We start from the raw sequence: 17,874 nt of genomic DNA, 5'->3' as shown, positions 1-17,874 counted from the left end.
GATGGTCGTCGTGTTCGAGCAGGGTTGCGCTCAAGGTTTTCTGCAACATCAGTTGGCCTCCAGTTCCACGTCGTCGACGCGCGCGGCCGTGCGCCGCGTCGGCTGCTTGTCTTCGGTCTTGCGCACCGTCGACGCAGGGATGTAATAGCCGTCGTTATCGCGCGAGCTGTAGATCACGAGCGTCGCGATGATCCCGACGAGCCCGCCGATCGCCATCCACCAGATGTGCCACACCAGCGCGAAGCCGAGCACCAGACTGAAGACCGCGATCACGAGGCCCGCGCAAGTATTCGACGGCATGTGGATGTCGCGGAACGTCGCCGGGTTCGGCCGGCCTTCACCGCGTGCCTTCATGTCCGCATACGCATCCAGCGTGCGCACTTGCGGGATCACCGCGAAGTTGTAGTCGGCCGGCGGCGACGAGGTCGCCCACTCCAGCGTGCGGCCACCCCACGGGTCGCCCGTCGTGTCGCGGTACTCGGGCAGATGGCGGTTGCGGATGCTGACCACCAGCTGCAGCAGCTGGCACGCGATGCCGATCGCGATCAGCACGGCGCCGAACGCGGCGACCAGCAGCCACGGATGCCAGGCCGGGTTGTCGTAGTGGTTCAGGCGGCGCGTCATGCCCATGAAGCCGAGCACGTAGAGCGGCACGAACGCGACGTAGAAGCCGACCTGCCAGAACCAGAACGCGGCCTTGCCGAGCTTCTCGTTCAGCTTGAAGCCGAACGCCTTCGGGAACCAGTAGTTGAAGCCCGCCAGATAGCCGAACAGCACACCGCCGATGATCACGTTGTGGAAGTGCGCGATCAGGAACAGGCTGTTGTGCAGCACGAAGTCCGCGCCCGGAATCGCCATCATCACGCCGGTCATGCCGCCGAGCGTGAACGTGACCATGAAGCCGATCGTCCACAGCACGGGCGTCGTGAATTCGATCCGGCCGCGGTACATCGTGAACAGCCAGTTGAACACCTTCACGCCGGTCGGAATCGCGATGATCATCGTCATGATCCCGAAGAACGCATTCACGTTCGCGCCCGAGCCCATCGTGAAGAAGTGATGCAGCCACACGAGGAACGACAGCACCATGATCGCGCAGGTCGCGTACACCATCGTCTTGTAGCCGAACAGCGGCTTCTTCGCGAACGTCGCGATGACTTCCGAGAAGATCCCGAACGCCGGCAGGATCAGGATGTACACCTCCGGATGGCCCCACGCCCAGATCAGGTTCAGGTACAGCATCGCATTGCCGCCGGCATCGTTCGTGAAGAAGTGCATGCCGAGGTAACGGTCGAGGCCGAGCAGCGCGAGCGTCGCGGTCAGGATCGGGAACGACGCCATGATCAGCACGTTCGTGCACAGGGCCGTCCACGTGAACACGGGCATCTTCATCAGCGTCATGCCCGGCGCGCGCATCTTGATGATCGTCACGAAGAAGTTCACGCCGGTCAGCAGCGTGCCGACGCCCGAGATCTGCAGCGCCCACAGGTAGTAGTCGACCCCTACCCCCGGACTGAACTGCAGCTCCGACAGCGGCGGGTACGCGAGCCAGCCCGTCTGCGCGAATTCGCCGATCACGAGCGACAGGTTGATCAGGATCGCGCTGACCGCCGTCATCCAGAACGACAGCGAGTTGATGAACGGGAACGCGACGTCGCGCGCGCCGATCTGCAGCGGCACGACCAGGTTCATCAGGCCGACCATGAACACCATCGCCATGAAGAAGATCATGATCACGCCGTGCGCCGTGAAGATCTGGTCATAGTGGTGCGGCGGCAGGTAGCCGGGCGCGTTGTACGCGAGCGCGAGTTGCATGCGCATCATGATCGCGTCGGCGAAGCCGCGCAGCAGCATGATCAGCGTCGACGATGATGTACATCACGCCGAGTCTCTTGTGGTCGACCGTGGTCAGCCATTCCGTCCACAGCCATTTCCAGCGGCCGGTGATCGTCAGCGCGGCGAGAATGCCCAGCACGACCAGACCCATGAAGGCGCCGGCCCCCATGATGATGGGCTGATCGAACGGGATCGCCGAGAGTGTGAGTTTGCCGAACATGCGTTACCCCTTCGTGCCGCAGGCGGCGTCCTTCAGGTCGAGGACGTGGCCATCGTTGTATTTCGCGATGATGTTGTGGAAGAGCCGCGGATCGACCGACGAGAAATAGCGCACCGGCGCCTTCTCGCTCGGCTGCGCGACGCCGCCGTACATAGTCGCGTCGAGCCGGTCCGGCGACGCCTTCACCTTCTGCACCCACGCATCGAACTGCTCGCGCGGCTCGGCGAGCGTGCGGAACTTCATGTCGGAGAAACCGCGGCCGCTGAAGTTGGCGGACGTGCCCGCGTAGTTGCCGGGCTCGTCGGCGATCAGGTGCAGGCGCGTCTGCATGCCGGCCATCGCGTAGACCTGGCCGCCGAGCTGCGGGATGAAGAACGAGTTCATCACCGAATCCGACGTGATGCGGAAGTTCACCGGCGTGCCGACCGGAATCGCGAGCTGGTTCACCGACGCGATACCGAGTTCCGGATAGATGAACAGCCACTTCCAGTCGAGCGCGACCACTTCCACGTCGATCGGCTTCACCGCCGATTCGAGCGGCTTGTACGGATCGAGCTCGTGCGTGGTCTTCCACGTGAGCACGCCGAGGAACAGGATGATCAGCGTCGGCACCGTCCAGATCACGACCTCGATCGCGGTCGAGTGCGACCAGTGCGGCGCGTAGGCGGCGTTGCGGTTCGACGCGCGGTAACGCCACGCGAACCATAGCGTGAGCAGGATCACCGGCACGACGACGATCAGCATCGCCCAGGTGGACGTCGCGATCAGCGCCTTTTCAGCCGCACCCACGCTTCCTTTCGGATTTAGTACATCTAAATTACAACCTGACAGGCTCAGCGCCGTGCCCATGGCCATCAGCGCCGACCAGCCTCTTGAAGCTCTTCTTTTCATCACACAGCCCCGCGGGTCATTGAATCCGTTTGCGTATGCCCGATGCGCATTCGATTCACGAAATTGGCCGAATCATACGTCGCGCGAGTGCGATGAAAAACCGGTGCAGGCGGCAAATCATCATTGCAAAATCTGCCGTGAGTCACATTGTCGCGGGGCAATTTCACGCAGCCGGAAGCGGGCCCGGCACGCCCCGTGCCGAGCCTCGATCGATGCGTGCGCAACGATACCTGCCGCGCGAATGCGGCTCGCCTGCGCGGCGCGGTGTGCCGGGATCAGTCGTGCGTCGACGCCATGTACGACGGCAGCGCCGGCGCGGGGCCATCCCCTGCCGGCACCTTCGAATGGCTCGCTTCCTGGATCAGCTTGCCGACGGTCGGATCGATCGCATCGGTGAACGGCTTCGGATCGATGCCGACCGCGAGCACGATCAGCGCGAGCGACGCGAACATCACGATCTCGCGACGATTCAGGTCGGCGAGCTTCGCGATCCGCTGGCTCGCGACCTTGCCGAACACGACGCGCTTGAGCATCCACAGCGTGTACGACGCGCTGAGGATCAGCGTGAGCGCCGCGATCGCACCGATCCAGAAGTTGAAGCGGATCGCGCCCATGATCACCATGAACTCGCCGACGAACCCCGACGTGCCCGGCAGACCGACGTTGGCCATCGCGAACAGCAGCGTGAAGGTCGCGAAACGCGGCATCACACCCGCCACGCCGCCGTACGCGGCGATCTCGCGCTGCCTGGTGCGATCCACGAGCACGTTCACGCACAACAGCATCGCGCCCGCCACGAAGCCGTACGACACGAGTTGCACGATCGCGCCTTCGACGCCGATCCGGTTGAACAGGAACAGCCCGAGCGTGACGATTCCCATGTGCGCGACCGTCGAATACGCGAGCAGCTTGCCGAGATCGGTCTGCGCGAGCGCGATCAGGCTCGCGTAGACGATCGCGAACAGCGACAGCGCGATCACGGCCGGCGCGAAGAAGTGGCTCGCGTCCGGCGTGATCGGCAGCGCGAAGCGCAGGAACCCGTAACCGCCGAGCTTGAGCATCGCGAGCATCAGCGCGGCACCCGTCGGGCCGTCCGTGTACACGTCGCTCAGCCACGTGTGGACCGGCCACATCGGCACCTTGACCGCGAACGCCGCGAAGAAGCCGAGGAACACCAGCAACTGCGGCGCGAAGCCGAGCTGCAGCGTGCGCCAAACGGCCATGTCGAACGTATGCGACTGCGCGTACAGGTACAGCATCGCCATCAGCAACAACAGCGAGCCGGCGAACGAGATGAAGAAGAACTTCACGGCCGCATACACGCGTCGCTCGCGCCCCCACGTACCGATCAGCAGGTACAGCGGGATCAGCGTCGCCTCGAAGAAGATGAAGAACAGCAGCCCGTCCTGCGCGACGAATACGCCGACCATCAGCCCCGACAGGATCAGGAACGACGCGTAGTACTGCGCGACGCGCACCGTGACCGACTCCCACGACGCCACCACCACCACGAGCGTCGTGAATGCGGTCAGCACGACGAGCCACAGCGACGCGCCGTCGATGCCGACCCGCCAGCCGGCATTGAATGCCGCCAGCCAGTCGCGTCTTTCGACGAACTGCATCGCCGCCGAATGCGCGTCGAAACCAGCGATCAGCGGCACGACGGCCGCCAGCCCGGCGATCGCGCCGACCAGCGCGATCAGTCGTATCCGGCGTGAATGCTGGTCGGAACCGGCGCGCAGCAGCCCCGCGCCGAACAGTATCGGAACCCAGATGGCCAGGCTCAGGAAGGGGAAATCATGCATGTCAACAACGCCTTGAGGAGGTCGCGCCCTGCATCGGGGACAGGCGCAACGAAAGGAACGAAATCAAATCGACAGGTAGATTTCGTGAATCGCCAATGTTGGCAAAATGTAAAGCGGCATCACCGGAAAAGTTGATGCCGCTCAAATGCGATCGGGTTAACCAGCATAAAACGATTGAATATTTTCTGCAGCGCAGCAGAACATCAATTTTGCGTGCCCGCGTAGCCTACTGATTTTTATGAGTAATTTTTCGTATTGCTCGATGCCGCGTGCGACAGAAATCGACGCAGCGCCGCATTTTTGATGTCAACCGGTCATTTCGGAGGGCCGGAACGACATGCTCAGCGTTCCCCAGTACCGCGGTCGCGTGGCCTCTCCTATCTTACAGAAATACTTTCATTTTTATTTCATTCGATCTCATGCGGCGCATACCGCAGATCGAGTTACCCTCGCGCACCACCTCTCACGCGAGCGGCCATTAGCGCAGGTGACTCAAGCGATCCCATACGCGCATCGTCACCGCACGATAGTGGTCGTGCTGGGCGGGGAAATGGACGAAGCGGCTGTCGCGCGTCGCATAGACCGGGGACGACGCGAGCGTCGTCGCATCGACGATATGGCGCGCGTCGATCATGCCGGACTCAAGCAACTCCACATAGATCGCCTGCTGGTCGCCACCACTCGCATAGACCGACGAGCGATCGTCGAACCGCTCGATGCGCGCGCAGATGCGTTCGACCAGCTCACGCATCGGCGCCACGTTGCGCACGCCAATCATGCACGAGTTGATCGCCCACGCCGTGTGATCGGTCCCGATCACGAAGTCGCGCCCCTCGATCGTGCCATCGATGCGCTGGCGCTGGTCGATCGCGAGGATGTCCGCATCGACCCAGAACACGAACGCGTGATGCGGCAGATGTTCGCGAATCAGATGCAGCTTCGCCCAGTTCGCGTCGATGCCGTCCGGCAGGAAAGCGGGCGCGGCGCGATACGTGTGGTACGCATAGCCGTGTCGCGTGCAGTAGCGGACGAAATTCTCCTCGTGCAGGTCGCCATAGCCCGCGATATGCGACGTATGCAGGCTCACGAACGCGATCGGCGCATGCGGATTCACATGCCGCTCTGCTTCGCGCGGTCGCTGCTGCGCGGCGCACCAGTCGTCCATCGCGCGCGGACAGTCGCCGCGCTGGTACCGTTCGGCATCGTCGACGAGCGCCGTCACGTAACGGAAGTCGTAATCGGGCACCGGCGCCCAGAAGCCGTTCACGTCTCGCCACTCGGGTGCCTGGTGCGCCACGAGCGGTCGCGCGCCGGCGATCGAATCGATCGAGACGCCGTCGCTCCAGACCGTCTGGGCCGACGCGAAATGGCCGTTCGCAAGCGGTACGTCGAACGGTAGCGGTGGAAAGTGCGCTGCCAGCAGCGTCGCCTCGCACGCGTGCTGCCGCTCCGGAAGATGCATCGCCCACTTGCCCAGTTCGAGCGCCAGCCGGCGCAACTGCTCGCGTACGTCGGGCACGTTGCGGAAGATCATGCCGCTCGCGGCGGGCAACGCCGATTTCGACGTCTGCGTCGTGACGATCGCGTCGTAACCGTGCGCGACATCCGTCAGCGCATGCGGATCGAACACGACGGAGAACGGGTCGAGCACGAGCAGCAACGCACCGTGCTCCATCGCAACGAGTTGCGCGATGATCGCGTGGTACTTGTACAGCACCTGCTGGCGCTCGCCATACACGTGCATGCCGTCGGCCATTGCATGCCGGTAGCCGTGCAGATGCGCGTAACGTGCGTGGTTGTCGATCAATCCGTCGACAGGTCGATGAGACAGGACGGTCAGAACGGAATGCGGGGTTGCCACGAGCATCACCTCGAGTCGCGCGGAACGATACGCGATATGTAGCGCATGACCGCCACTCCCGTCGAGCACCCATTGCCCGCATGACGTATCGACGATGCGCGCCCGAGGACGAAACTCGACGGCATCGATGCTTGGCGCACGACACCACACGGTGGGCCGGAAAAAGAAAAAGCCCCGCAAGTCCGAGAACTTGCGGGGCTTTGTCACCGCTTTTGGCGGAGACGGAGGGATTCGAACCCTCGATCCAGGTTTTGGCCCAGATGCTCCCTTAGCAGGGGAGTGCCTTCGACCTCTCGGCCACGTCTCCCAAACTTTCGCTCGCACCAGGGAGGCAGTGCGACGAGAACGAGATAATATAGGGTTTCGAACCGTACGTCAATTTCCGTGATGCATTTTCTTCAATGCATCACGGAAAATTCACGACGCCTGGTCGAGTTCGAATACCTTGTGCAGCGCGCGGACGGCCAGCTCCATGTATTTCTCGTCGATCAGCACCGAAATCTTGATTTCGGACGTCGAGATCATCTGGATGTTGATGCCCTCTTCCGACAGCGTGCGGAACATCTTGCTCGCGACGCCCACGTGCGAACGCATGCCGACGCCGACGACCGACACCTTCGACACCTTCGGGTCGCCCTGCACGCGCTCGGCGCTCACATGGCCCTGCACCTGGTTGGTGAGGATGTCCATCGCCTTCTGGTAGTCGCCGCGGCCGACCGTGAACGTGAAGTCGGTCTTGCCTTCGACGCTCTGGTTCTGGATGATCATGTCGACGTCGACGTTCGCATCGGCCACCGGGCCGAGGATCTGATATGCGATGCCCGGCTTGTCGGGCACGCCCATCACAGCAATGCGTGCTTCGTCGCGCTGGAACGCGATGCCGGAAATGACTGCCTTTTCCATGGTCTCGTCTTCTTCAAAAGTAATCAGGGTGCCCGAGCGCATTTCTTCGTCGAGCGCAATCAGCGGATCGGTCAGGCTCGACAGCACACGCGTCTTCACCTGGTATTTGCCGGCGAATTCGACCGAGCGGATCTGCAGGACCTTCGAGCCGAGGCTGGCCATTTCCAGCATCTCCTCGAACGTCACGCGGTCGAGGCGGCGCGCCTCTTCGACGACTCGCGGATCGGTCGTGTAGACGCCATCGACGTCGGTATAGATCAGGCACTCTTCGGCACCCAGCGCAGCCGCCACCGCCACCGCCGACGTGTCCGAGCCGCCCCGGCCCAGCGTCGTGATGTGGCCGTCCGGATCGACGCCCTGGAAGCCCGTGATGATCACGACCTTGCCTGCGTTCAGATCGTCCTTCACACGCTCGTCGTCGATCGAGTGAATACGTGCTTTCGTAAACGCGCTGTCCGTCTTGATCGGCACTTGCCAGCCGGCATAGCTCACGGCCTCGACGCCGATTTCCTGCAGCGCGATCGACAGCAGGCCGACGCTGACCTGCTCGCCGGTCGACGCGATCATGTCGAGCTCACGCGGGCTCGGCTGGCTCGAAATCTCTTTCGCAAGACCGAGCAGACGGTTGGTTTCGCCGGACATCGCCGAAGGCACGACCACCATCTGGTGCCCGGCCTGATGCCATTTTGCGACGCGTTTCGCGACGTTCTTGATGCGCTCGACCGAGCCCATCGAAGTGCCGCCGTATTTGTGTACGATGAGTGCCATTGTCGTTCTGAACTGGAGGAGAAACCGCACGGGCGCGCTGGGCAGGCCGCGTAGCCGTTCGGTCACGCGGCTTGTGGCTGTGGACGGACGACGAGGGGGACGGCTGGGACGCAACACGCAAGCGTGGCGGATTTTGCCCGGAAGGCCGATCAGGCCGCGCAAACCGGGTACGTCACGCGGAAAACCTGCACAAAACGCTCAAAAATCGAGCCGAGCAAACGACCGAGCGTACCCGATAGAAGCCCGCTTGACAAGCCGCGCGCCGTGTCGGCGGCCGTTCCGGCGCTGTTTACCAAATGGTGAAAATGGGCCCGCCATCGCGCGTTCGACCGCCTGCCGCTGCTAGGCGATCAGCAAATCGGGGCGCCATTCGATCCGGCGCCATGCCGCGTCACCGGGCGCCGCGTCGGCCGGCTCGCCGATGTCGCGATTGACGCCCAGTCGCGGCACGTAGATCAGCCGGTCACCCGCGAACAACAGCGGCACGTCGCGTTGCCAGGCCGGCACCCCGCGCTCCTGGAACAGGTTCTTCAGCGTCCGGCCCGGCCCGCCCGGCGACGTGCGCATCCGTTCGCCGCCGGCACGGGCGCGCGCCGCCAGCCGGGTACCGCGCAGCAGCGCCTCGGGCACCGCGTCGGCGCTGCCCGCGTCGGCGGGCGCGAACACGAACGTGCCGCGCCATCCCGGCAGATGCCACACTTCCTGCCCGTCCCACGCGAGTGCCGCCTCCGGCTGCGGCGTCCCCGTGCCGTCGTCGGCCGGCTCGCTGCTGTCGCCCGCCTCCCAGTACACGACATCGCGATAGAGCCGCAGGCACTGCCCCGCGTGATCGACACGCAGCGCATGCGCGTCGTGCGCCGCGCGCAGTTGCCGCATCATGTTGGCCAGACGGGCAGCCGACGCGCCCGGCAAACCGAGCCGGCGCATCCAGAAGCGCAGCAGGTTCGCGCCGCGCGTGTCGTCGAATCCGACCAGTGCGTCGCGCGACAGCGCCCGACCGTCATCGCGCGCGGCGACGGCGAAATCGAGCTCGGCCAGATCGTCGAGCAGCCGCTGAGCGGCGGCCGCATGCTGGGCCGCGCGGCCGAGCGCGTCGCGAAAGCCCGGGAAATGCACGGCCAGCGCCGGCAGCACGTCGACGCGCAGCGCATTGCGCGCATAGCGCGTATCGCCGTTCGATTCGTCGTCGATCCACGCGAGCGCGTGCTGCTCCGCATAGCGCTCGAGTTGTGCGCGCAACAGTCGCAGCAATGGACGTACACGCTCGATGCTCACGCCGTCGGGGCGATAACGCGGCGCCATCGCGGCGAGCCCCGCGATTCCCGCGCCGCGCAACAGTTGCAGCAGCACCGTTTCCGCCTGGTCGTCCGCATGTTGCGCGAGCCACAGCGCCGCCACGCCATGGCGTTCGCCCATCTCGTCGAGCGCCGTGTAGCGACGCTCGCGCGCGGTCGCCTCGATGCCGAGCCCGCTGTCGCGCGGCACGTCGACGCGCATCGATTCGAATGCGACACCGAGCCGCGCCGCTTGCCCTTCGGCATGCGCGACCCATGCGTCGGCGTTCGCGCTCAGGCCGTGATGCACGTGCAGCGCGACGCAGCGCGACGCGCCCGCGACGCGCACGGCCGCATCGAGCAGCACGGTCGAATCGAGGCCGCCGCTGTAGGCGATCGCGATGCGCGCCTGCGGCGGCAGACCAGAAAGCGCAACGCCGACCGCGTCGAGGACGACGCGATCGGCGGAGAATTCGGTGGGTGGGATCACGAGCGAGACGCGCGTGCAGCCGCACGCGCCGTGAATACACGGCCGGTCATGCGCCGGGCGTGGTTTCCTTGAACTTGCCGTAGGCCATCAGGCGCTCGAAGCGGCGCTCGCGCAGCGCATCGATGCTCATGCCCTGGAACTGGCGCAGCGAATCGGCCAGCGCGCGACGCAGCAACGCGGCCATGCCCTTCGGATCGCGATGCGCGCCGCCGAGCGGCTCGTTGATGATCTTGTCGATCAGGCCGAGCGCCTTCAGGCGATGCGCGGTCAGGCCCAGCGCTTCCGCGGCTTCCGGCGCCTTCGCTGCGCTCTTCCACAGGATCGACGCGCAGCCTTCCGGCGAGATCACCGAGTAGGTCGAGAACTGCAGCATCATCACGGTGTCGGCCACGGCGATCGCCAGCGCACCGCCCGAACCGCCCTCGCCGATCACCGTCGTGATGATCGGCGTCTTCAGCTCGGCCATCACGTACAGGTTGCGACCGATCGCCTCCGACTGGCCGCGCTCTTCCGCGCCGATGCCCGGGTACGCGCCCGGCGTGTCGACGAACGTGAAGATCGGCAGCCCGAACTTCTCGGCGAGACGCATCAGGCGTTCGGCCTTGCGATAGCCTTCCGGACGCGGCATCCCGAAGTTGCGCGCGGCGCGCTCCTTCGTGTCGCGGCCCTTCTGGTGACCGATCACCATGCACGGATGGCCGCCGAAGCGCGCGAGACCGCCGACGATCGACAGGTCGTCCGCGAACGCGCGGTCGCCATGCAGCTCGTGAAAATCGGTAAACAGTTCCGCGACGTAGTCGAGCGTGTACGGCCGCTGCGGGTGCCGCGCGATCTGCGAAACCTGCCACGGCGACAGGTTCGCGTAGAGGTCTTTCGTCAGTTGCTGGCTTTTCTTCGACAGCCGCTCGATTTCTTCCGAAATATCGACAGCCGAGTCGTCCTGCACGAATCGCAGCTCTTCGATCTTGGCCTCGAGTTCGGCGATCGGCTGTTCGAAATCCAGAAACGTGGTCTTCATGTGTTCGAATCCTTGGGTCTTGCGGCAGCGCGTATTCTACCCGCGCGGGCGACGCTCAAAACCGGCTCTCAACTATTGATGTTTAAAACCCGATAGCCGACGCTCAGGCGTCGGCGTCGGGCGCATCGAGGCTGCGCCACATGTACCAGGTCGCGACGGTGCGCCACGGCTCCCAGTTGGCCGCGACCTCGCGCGCCTCGCTGCGCGTGACGGGTTCGCCGCTGAAGTAATTGACGCTGATCGCACGGATCAGGCCCGGGTCGTCGAGCGGCAGCACGTCCGGCCGCGACAGGTTGAAAATCAGGAACATCTCGGCCGTCCAGCGGCTGATGCCGCGGATCTGCGTGAGTTCCGCGATCACGTCCTCGTCGTCCATCGACGTCCATTTGTCGACGTGCAGCGCCCCCGACACGAAATGCTGCGCGAGATCGAGGATGTATTCCGTCTTGCGTTTCGACAACCCGCACGCGATCAGCTTGTCCGCGCCGAGCCGGATCACCGGTTGCGGCGCGAGTTTCGGGCAGGCATCCTCGATGCGCGCCCACAGCGACTGGGCGGACGGCACCGAAATCTGCTGGCCGACGACCGAGCGCGCGAGCGTGACGAACGGGTCGCCGCGCTTCACCAGATGCGCGGGGCCGAACTTCGGAATCAGCTTCTTCAGAATCCGGTCGCGCTTGACGAGGTCAGCGCACGCCTTGTCCCAATAGGCGGGACGCACGACGCCCTCCTCGCCGTCCGCTTCGGACGCACGTATCTTGCGGGCCGCGTCGGCGGCCGGCTGCGCGGCCGCCGGCTGCGCATGACCGTTCAGCGCGCCGTTCGGCACGGCGCGCGTCGCGTCCGCCTTCGCCGCCGGTACGCGCTTGGCTGCCGGACGCGCGGCGACCGGGGTCGCACGCCTGACCGGCGCTTTTCTGGCCGTTGCCATCTTGCCTCCTACCTGACGGATCGGTCAGTGGAACGCGCTGCGCTCATACGCGACGCCATTCGGTCGATCCGCCCGGTTTGTCTTCAAGTGCGATGCCGGCTTCGAGCAATTCCGCCCGGATCCGGTCCGCTTCGGCATAGTCCTTCGCTTGCTTCGCCGCGACGCGCGCGGCGATCTGCGCTTCGATCTCGTCGGCCGCGAGCCCGCCCGCCTGCGCGGCGCCGGACGCCTGCTGCAGGAACGCGCGCGGTTCGCGGCCCAGCAGGCCGAGCAGGCCCGCCAGCTGTTTCAGTTGCCGTGCGAGCGAGGCATCGCGCGTGCGGTTGACCTCACCCGCCAGCTCGAACAGCGTCGCCACCGCGACCGGCGTGTTGAAATCGTCGTTCATCGCCGCCGCGAAACGTTGCGCGTGCGGCTCGTTCCAGTCGAGCACGAGCGTGTCGGGCTCGACGTCCTTCAGCGCGATGTACAGGCGCGTGAGCGACGCGCGCGCATCGTCGAGATGCACGTCGCTGTAATTGAGCGGCGAACGGTAGTGCGTGCGCACGATGAAGAAGCGCACGACTTCCGCGTCGTAACGCTCGAGCACCTCGCGGATCGTGAAGAAGTTGCCGAGCGATTTCGACATCTTCTCGTTGTCGACCTGCACGAAGCCGTTGTGCATCCAGTAGTTGACGAACGTCTCGCCGGTCGCGCCTTCGCTCTGCGCGATCTCGTTCTCGTGGTGCGGGAATTGCAGGTCCTGCCCGCCGCCGTGGATGTCGAAATGATTGCCGAGCAGCGAGCAGCCCATCGCCGAGCACTCGATGTGCCAGCCCGGGCGGCCCATCCCATACTTCGACGCCCACGACGCGCCTTCCGGCTCGTCCGCCTTCGCGCGCTTCCACAGCACGAAGTCGAGCGGGTCCTGCTTCGCATCGTTCGCGGCGACGCGCTCGCCCGCGCGGAGAGCGTCGAGCGACTTGCCCGACAGCTTCCCGTAGTCTGCGAACTTGCGCACCGAGTAATTGACGTCGCCGTCGGCCGCCTGATACGCGTAGCCGTTCGTCTCGAGCGTCTCGATCATGCCGAGCATCTGCGGGATGAACTGCGTCGCGCGCGGCTCGACGTCGGGCCGCTGGATGCCGAGCGCGGTTTCATCCTCGTGCATCGCACCGATGAAGCGGTCGGTCAGCGACTTGATCGTCTCGCCGTTCTCGACCGCGCGACGGATGATCTTGTCGTCGATGTCGGTGATGTTGCGCACGTACGTGACCCGATAGCCGATCGCACGCAGCCAGCGCTGGACGAGGTCGAACACGACCAGCATGCGCGCGTGGCCCACGTGACAATAGTCGTAGACGGTGATCCCGCATACGTACATCCGCACTTCGCCGGGCTGGCGCGGCACGAAAACTTGCTTGTCACGCGCGAGCGTGTTGTAGATGCGCAGTGATTCCATAGAGATGAACCGTGAGCCGAAGGAAACCGCCCTGGCGAAGCTCGCCCAGCATGTGAAACGGACGGACCATCTGCTGCGGCGCCAGGCCGCGCGTCCTCGATATCACATGGGGCGGTCAGGCTGCAAGCACAGCGGTGACGGCCACGAGAGGCTAAGAAAGACTGTCTGCCGCTCGCCGGAACGCGCAGACGTTTTGTTAGAATGGCTCGGAGTATAACATTCCGATTTACGCCTATGAAACCTCATCGCGGCCGCGCGCCGAGCGCTGCGACCCTCGTTGCGACCACCGTCATGGGCGTCGCGCTGACGCTTTTCGCGGCTCCCGCGGCGCATGCGCAAAAGGCCCCGGCGGTCGCCGACGGCACTCCCGAAATCGACGCGTCGATCGCCGGCAAGCAGTGGCAGCAGGCGCTCGCGCAGCTCGACGCGCGCATCGCGTCGAACCCGCACGACGTGCAGGCGCAGTTCAAGCGCGGTACCGTGCTGGCCCGCCTGAACCGCGACGACGACGCGATCCAGCAGTTCGTCGCGATCACGCAGGCGTACCCCGAACTGCCCGAGCCGTACAACAACCTCGCGGCGCTCTACGCGAAGCACGGCCGCTATGACGAGGCGCGCACCGCGCTCGTCACCGCGACGCAATCGAACCCGGGCTACTCGCTCGCGTACGAGAACCTCGGCGATCTCTACCTGCGTCTCGCGGCCGAGTCGTACAAGCGCGCGCAATCGCTCGGCCGCACGAGCGGCGCGACCGCGCAGCGCCTCGCCGATCTGCAGAAGATCGTGTCGCCGTCGAAAGCCGCGCCGAACGCCCGCGCGACGTCGCCGGCCACGCGCGACTACACCGACCGCGCCGCCGCGAACGTGAGCACCACCACGCTGCCGATGTCGCCGACGTTCCAGTTCAGCGGTCCGTCGGGCGCACTGGCGGCACCGTACGTCGCGCCGTCGCAATAAGCGGCGCGGCCTTCCTTCCCTCCCAACCTGAGGATCGCAATGAAACGTCTGTTGCTGGCGCTTGGCGGCGCCGCCCTTCTCGCGACCGCGCCCGCGTTCGCGCAAACGGCCACCGCGCACCCCGTCGTGCAGCTGAAGACCTCGCAGGGCGACATCCGCGTCGAGCTCTATCCGGAGAAGGCGCCGAAATCCGTCGCCAACTTCCTCGATTACGTGAAGGCCGGCCAGTACAACGGCACGATCTTCCATCGCGTGATCAAGGGCTTCATGATCCAGGGCGGCGGCTACAAGACCAACTTCGAGGAAAAGCCGACCCGCGCGCCGATCCCGCTGGAAAGCCGCAATGGTCTGAAGAACCTGACGGGCACGATCGCGATGGCGCGCACGAGCGATCCGAATTCGGCCACCGCGCAGTTCTTCATCAATACGGTCGACAACGGCGGCCTCGACTATCCGAACCCGGACGGCAACGGCTATGCGGTGTTCGGCAAGGTCGTGTCCGGCCTCGACGTCGTGAAGAAGATCGAAGGCGTGGCGACGACCTCGCGCGGCCCGATGCAGGACGTACCGGCGCAACCGGTCGTGATCGAATCGGCGAGCATCGTCTCGAAGTAAGCACCTGCCGGCACGTCCGGCGCCACACGCGGCCGCGTCGTACGACCGGCCGCGTGCCATTTAAACCGCCTCACCGAAGGAATTCATCATGGTTGAACTGCATACGAACCACGGCGTGATCAAGCTCGAACTCGACGCCGCGAAGGCACCGAAGACGGTCGAGAACTTCCTGAACTACGTGAAGAAGGGCCATTACGACGGCACCGTGTTCCATCGCGTGATCAACGGCTTCATGATCCAGGGCGGCGGCTTCGAGCCGGGCCTGAAGCAGAAGCCGACCGACGCGCCGATCGACAACGAAGCGAACAACGGCCTGAAGAACGACAACTACACGGTCGCGATGGCACGCACGAACGATCCGCACTCGGCGACCGCCCAGTTCTTCATCAACGTGAACGACAACGACTTCCTGAACCACTCGTCGCCGACGCCGCAGGGCTGGGGCTACGCAGTGTTCGGCAAGGTCGTCGAAGGCCAGGACGTGGTCGACAAGATCAAGGGCGTCAAGACGGGCAACGCGGGCTTCCATCAGGACGTGCCGACCGACGACGTCGTGATCGAAAAGGCCGTGGTGGTCTGACGCATAGTCGTTACGGAGGCACTTCGATGTTGCAGGAGAGTCCGCCGCGAAGCGTCTCCGCGGGCGTGCCGGGCGAGCGCGAGTACGCGCAAGCCGCACGCCCGTTCCTGTTTCTCTCCGATCTGCACCTGAGCGAGGCGATTCCGAAGACGGTCGCCGCGTTCGAGCATTTCGTGAAATACACCGCCGACAGCGCCGACTCGGTGTTCATCCTCGGCGACCTGTTCGAATACTGGATCGGCGACGACATCCTCGACGACGATCCGTTCGCCGCGCGCATGGCCGCGCTGATGCACACGTTCTCGGAACGCGGCATCGCGCTCTACGTGATGCACGGCAACCGTGATTTCCTGCTCGGCCGGCGCTTCATGAAGGCGGCCGGCGCGATGCTGCTGCCCGACCCTTCGCTGATCATGGCGTTCGGCCAGCGCATCGTGCTCGCGCACGGTGACGCGCAATGCACGGCCGACCGCGGCTACCAGGTGTTCCGGCGCTTCGCGCGCAATCGCGTCGCGCAATGGCTGTTTCTCGCCTGGCCGTTCCGCTGGCGCCGCGCGCTCGCGCAGCGCATGCGCTCGAACAGCGAAGCGGGCCGGATGCGCCCGGCTTCGGCCATCTACGACGTCACGCGGGATGGCGTGGCCGCGCTGTTCCGGAAAAGCCGCGCGAGCGTGATCATTCACGGCCACACGCACCGCCCCGCGCGCCACGCGGAACCGGGCGGAATCCGCTGGGTGCTGCCCGACTGGGATCTCGATCACGGCACGCCGCGCGGCGGCTACCTGCGCGTCGACGCGGAAGGCATCCACGCGATGCCGCTCGACTGACGCCGGCGCTGCCGTCGCACTGACCGGCAGCGATCAGCGCCCATCGCGTGGGTTACGTCTGGCGTTCCACCGTCTTGCCTTCCAGCACCGCTGACAGCCTGCGCAGGTCGAGGCGTGCCGCGTCGGCGCCCTGCAGCGTTTCCAGATGCGTGCCGAGCCGCTCGAGCGCCGCGACGATCTCGTCGACGCGGCGGCTTTCCTTCGCCGCGTGATCGATCAGCCCGTGAATCGCGAGCGACATCGGATCGTCGGCGTTCGGCGTGATCCCGTACGCGCTGAATGCCGCGCGCTCGGTCTGCGGCTTCGGCTGCGCCGGCATCACGATGCGTGCCGGGTTGCCGACCGCGGTGCCGCCGGCCGGCACGGGCTTGACGACTACCGCGTTCGAGCCGATCTTCGCGCCCGCACCGACAGTGAAACCGCCGAGCACCTTCGCGCCGGCGCCGACGATCACGCCGGCCTCGAGCGTCGGGTGGCGCTTCGCGCCGCGTGTGAGCGACGTGCCGCCCAGCGTCACGCCCTGATAGATCGTGCAGTCGTCGCCGATGACCGCCGTCTCGCCGATCACGACGCCCATGCCGTGATCGATGAACACGCGCCGGCCGATCGTCGCGCCGGGGTGAATCTCGATGCCGGTCAGGAACCGGCCGGCCTGCGACACGAACCGCGCGAGCCAGTAGCGCTTCGCGCGCCAGCATGCGTGCGCGAAACGGTGCAGCACGAGCGCATGCAGCCCCGGATAACAGGTCAGCACTTCCCACGCACTGCGAGCGGCGGGATCCCGCTCGCGAATCGTTGCGATGTCTTCGCGCAGTCTCGTGAACATGATGTGATCTGGGAAAAGGCCGGCGCGCATCGCCGGCAATGCCGGCCGTTATCGCGCCGGGTAATTTACTTATGACGTCCGGCGATTGTAGGGCCAGTCGTGCCCGGCCGCACGCGGCCGCGCGTTCACCCCGCCGTCGGCACGGGTATTCGGCCGGAACGCTTGCTACGCGGGGGTTTCCGGGGCCGATCGGTCGGGAGAAACAGCAGGTTCGACGCGTGCGGTCGGTCGACACATGGCCCGGCCCAACGCACGCCGCATCGAGCGAACTCCCCCGCCCCCGGCAATCGGAGCGCCAGCCGCTTACGCGTCGCCGCCCGGTTTGCCCGACTTCAGCAGGATGTGCTTCGCGATGCCGCGCAGGATGTTGACCTCCTCGCGCTCGAGGCCCGTGCGTGCGAACAGGCGCCGCAGCCGCGGCATCAGCTTCTTCGGATTGCGCGGATCGAGGAAGTCGAGCGCGATCAACGCGTTCTCGAGGTGCACGTACATCCGCTCGATCTCGTCGCTTTGCGCGAGCGTGCCGGCTTCGCCCTGCGGCTGCGCCGACGGCTCGCTCGCCTGCTCGAGAAACGCGACGCGCAACTCGTATGCGAGCACTTGCACGGCCTGCGCGAGATTCAGCGAACTG

The 17,874-nt window shown here is 65.3% G+C and carries 13 protein-coding genes, 1 tRNA gene and 2 pseudogenes; 4 read left to right on the top strand and 12 right to left on the bottom strand.

Going from position 1 to position 17,874, the window contains the following annotated elements; translation table 11 throughout:
• Positions 1-48: 48 nt before the first annotated feature.
• The 10 genes and pseudogenes from cyoB to cysS form a co-directional block, all read right to left on the bottom strand.
• Positions 49-2,056, bottom strand: a pseudogene (cyoB, locus tag JMF90_RS02795) (cytochrome o ubiquinol oxidase subunit I).
• A 3-nt stretch (positions 2,057-2,059) separates the two neighbouring features.
• Positions 2,060-2,947, bottom strand: coding sequence for a ubiquinol oxidase subunit II (gene cyoA / locus JMF90_RS02790; protein WP_200093637.1), 888 nt, complete (start codon positions 2,945-2,947; stop codon positions 2,060-2,062).
• A gap of 275 nt (positions 2,948-3,222) precedes the next feature.
• The gene (locus JMF90_RS02785) at positions 3,223-4,752 is read right to left on the bottom strand and encodes a NuoM family protein (RefSeq protein ID WP_011549495.1); all 1,530 of its coding nucleotides are present in this window, start codon (positions 4,750-4,752) and stop codon (positions 3,223-3,225) included.
• 478 nt (positions 4,753-5,230) lie between these two features.
• A complete protein-coding gene (locus JMF90_RS02780) occupies positions 5,231-6,619 on the bottom strand; it encodes a hypothetical protein (protein WP_054927949.1) in 1,389 nt (462 codons plus the stop codon).
• 207 nt (positions 6,620-6,826) lie between these two features.
• A tRNA-Ser gene (locus tag JMF90_RS02775) sits at positions 6,827-6,920 on the bottom strand.
• A 110-nt stretch (positions 6,921-7,030) separates the two neighbouring features.
• Positions 7,031-8,284 carry an aspartate kinase gene (locus JMF90_RS02770; RefSeq protein ID WP_011549493.1) on the bottom strand — a complete coding sequence of 418 codons (1,254 nt, stop codon included), beginning with the start codon at positions 8,282-8,284 and terminating at the stop codon, positions 7,031-7,033.
• Between the two features lie 342 nt (positions 8,285-8,626).
• Positions 8,627-10,048 carry a tRNA lysidine(34) synthetase TilS gene (gene tilS, locus JMF90_RS02765; RefSeq protein ID WP_200093638.1) on the bottom strand — a complete coding sequence of 474 codons (1,422 nt, stop codon included), beginning with the start codon at positions 10,046-10,048 and terminating at the stop codon, positions 8,627-8,629.
• 46 nt (positions 10,049-10,094) lie between these two features.
• Positions 10,095-11,066, bottom strand: a complete 972-nt coding sequence (locus JMF90_RS02760) for an acetyl-CoA carboxylase carboxyltransferase subunit alpha (protein ID WP_006478433.1) — start codon at positions 11,064-11,066, stop codon at positions 10,095-10,097.
• Positions 11,067-11,169: 103 nt separating this feature from the next.
• Positions 11,170-11,997, bottom strand: coding sequence for a DNA-3-methyladenine glycosylase (locus tag JMF90_RS02755; RefSeq protein WP_006478432.1), 828 nt, complete (start codon positions 11,995-11,997; stop codon positions 11,170-11,172).
• Between the two features lie 43 nt (positions 11,998-12,040).
• Entirely contained in the window at positions 12,041-13,438 is a 1,398-nt protein-coding gene (gene cysS / locus JMF90_RS02750; RefSeq protein WP_200093640.1) for a cysteine--tRNA ligase, read from the bottom strand.
• A gap of 234 nt (positions 13,439-13,672) precedes the next feature.
• Here cysS and JMF90_RS02745 point away from each other — a divergent pair, with 234 nt between their 5' ends.
• From JMF90_RS02745 to JMF90_RS02730, 4 genes are all read left to right on the top strand, one after another.
• Positions 13,673-14,395: a tetratricopeptide repeat protein gene (locus tag JMF90_RS02745; RefSeq protein WP_023475929.1), complete on the top strand. Its 723-nt coding sequence runs from the start codon at positions 13,673-13,675 to the stop codon at positions 14,393-14,395.
• 39 nt (positions 14,396-14,434) lie between these two features.
• Positions 14,435-15,010 carry a peptidylprolyl isomerase gene (locus JMF90_RS02740; RefSeq protein WP_006478429.1) on the top strand — a complete coding sequence of 192 codons (576 nt, stop codon included), beginning with the start codon at positions 14,435-14,437 and terminating at the stop codon, positions 15,008-15,010.
• Positions 15,011-15,098: 88 nt separating this feature from the next.
• Complete coding sequence (locus JMF90_RS02735; RefSeq protein ID WP_006478428.1) at positions 15,099-15,590, top strand: peptidylprolyl isomerase; 492 nt, start codon at positions 15,099-15,101, stop codon at positions 15,588-15,590.
• A 26-nt stretch (positions 15,591-15,616) separates the two neighbouring features.
• Positions 15,617-16,417, top strand: a complete 801-nt coding sequence (locus JMF90_RS02730) for a UDP-2,3-diacylglucosamine diphosphatase (protein WP_006478427.1) — start codon at positions 15,617-15,619, stop codon at positions 16,415-16,417.
• 52 nt (positions 16,418-16,469) lie between these two features.
• Here the strand turns inward: JMF90_RS02730 and cysE are convergent, their stop codons facing one another.
• Positions 16,470-17,243, bottom strand: a complete 774-nt coding sequence (cysE, locus tag JMF90_RS02725; RefSeq protein ID WP_200093641.1) for a serine O-acetyltransferase — start codon at positions 17,241-17,243, stop codon at positions 16,470-16,472.
• Between the two features lie 303 nt (positions 17,244-17,546).
• Positions 17,547-17,874 (bottom strand): annotated as a pseudogene (locus JMF90_RS02720) (RNA methyltransferase); the annotation flags it as partial.

This window comes from Burkholderia sp. E168m23 (assembly GCF_016586125.1).
GTDB lineage: Bacteria > Pseudomonadota > Gammaproteobacteria > Burkholderiales > Burkholderiaceae > Burkholderia > Burkholderia orbicola.
This window is presented reverse-complemented; position numbering and strand designations above follow the sequence as displayed.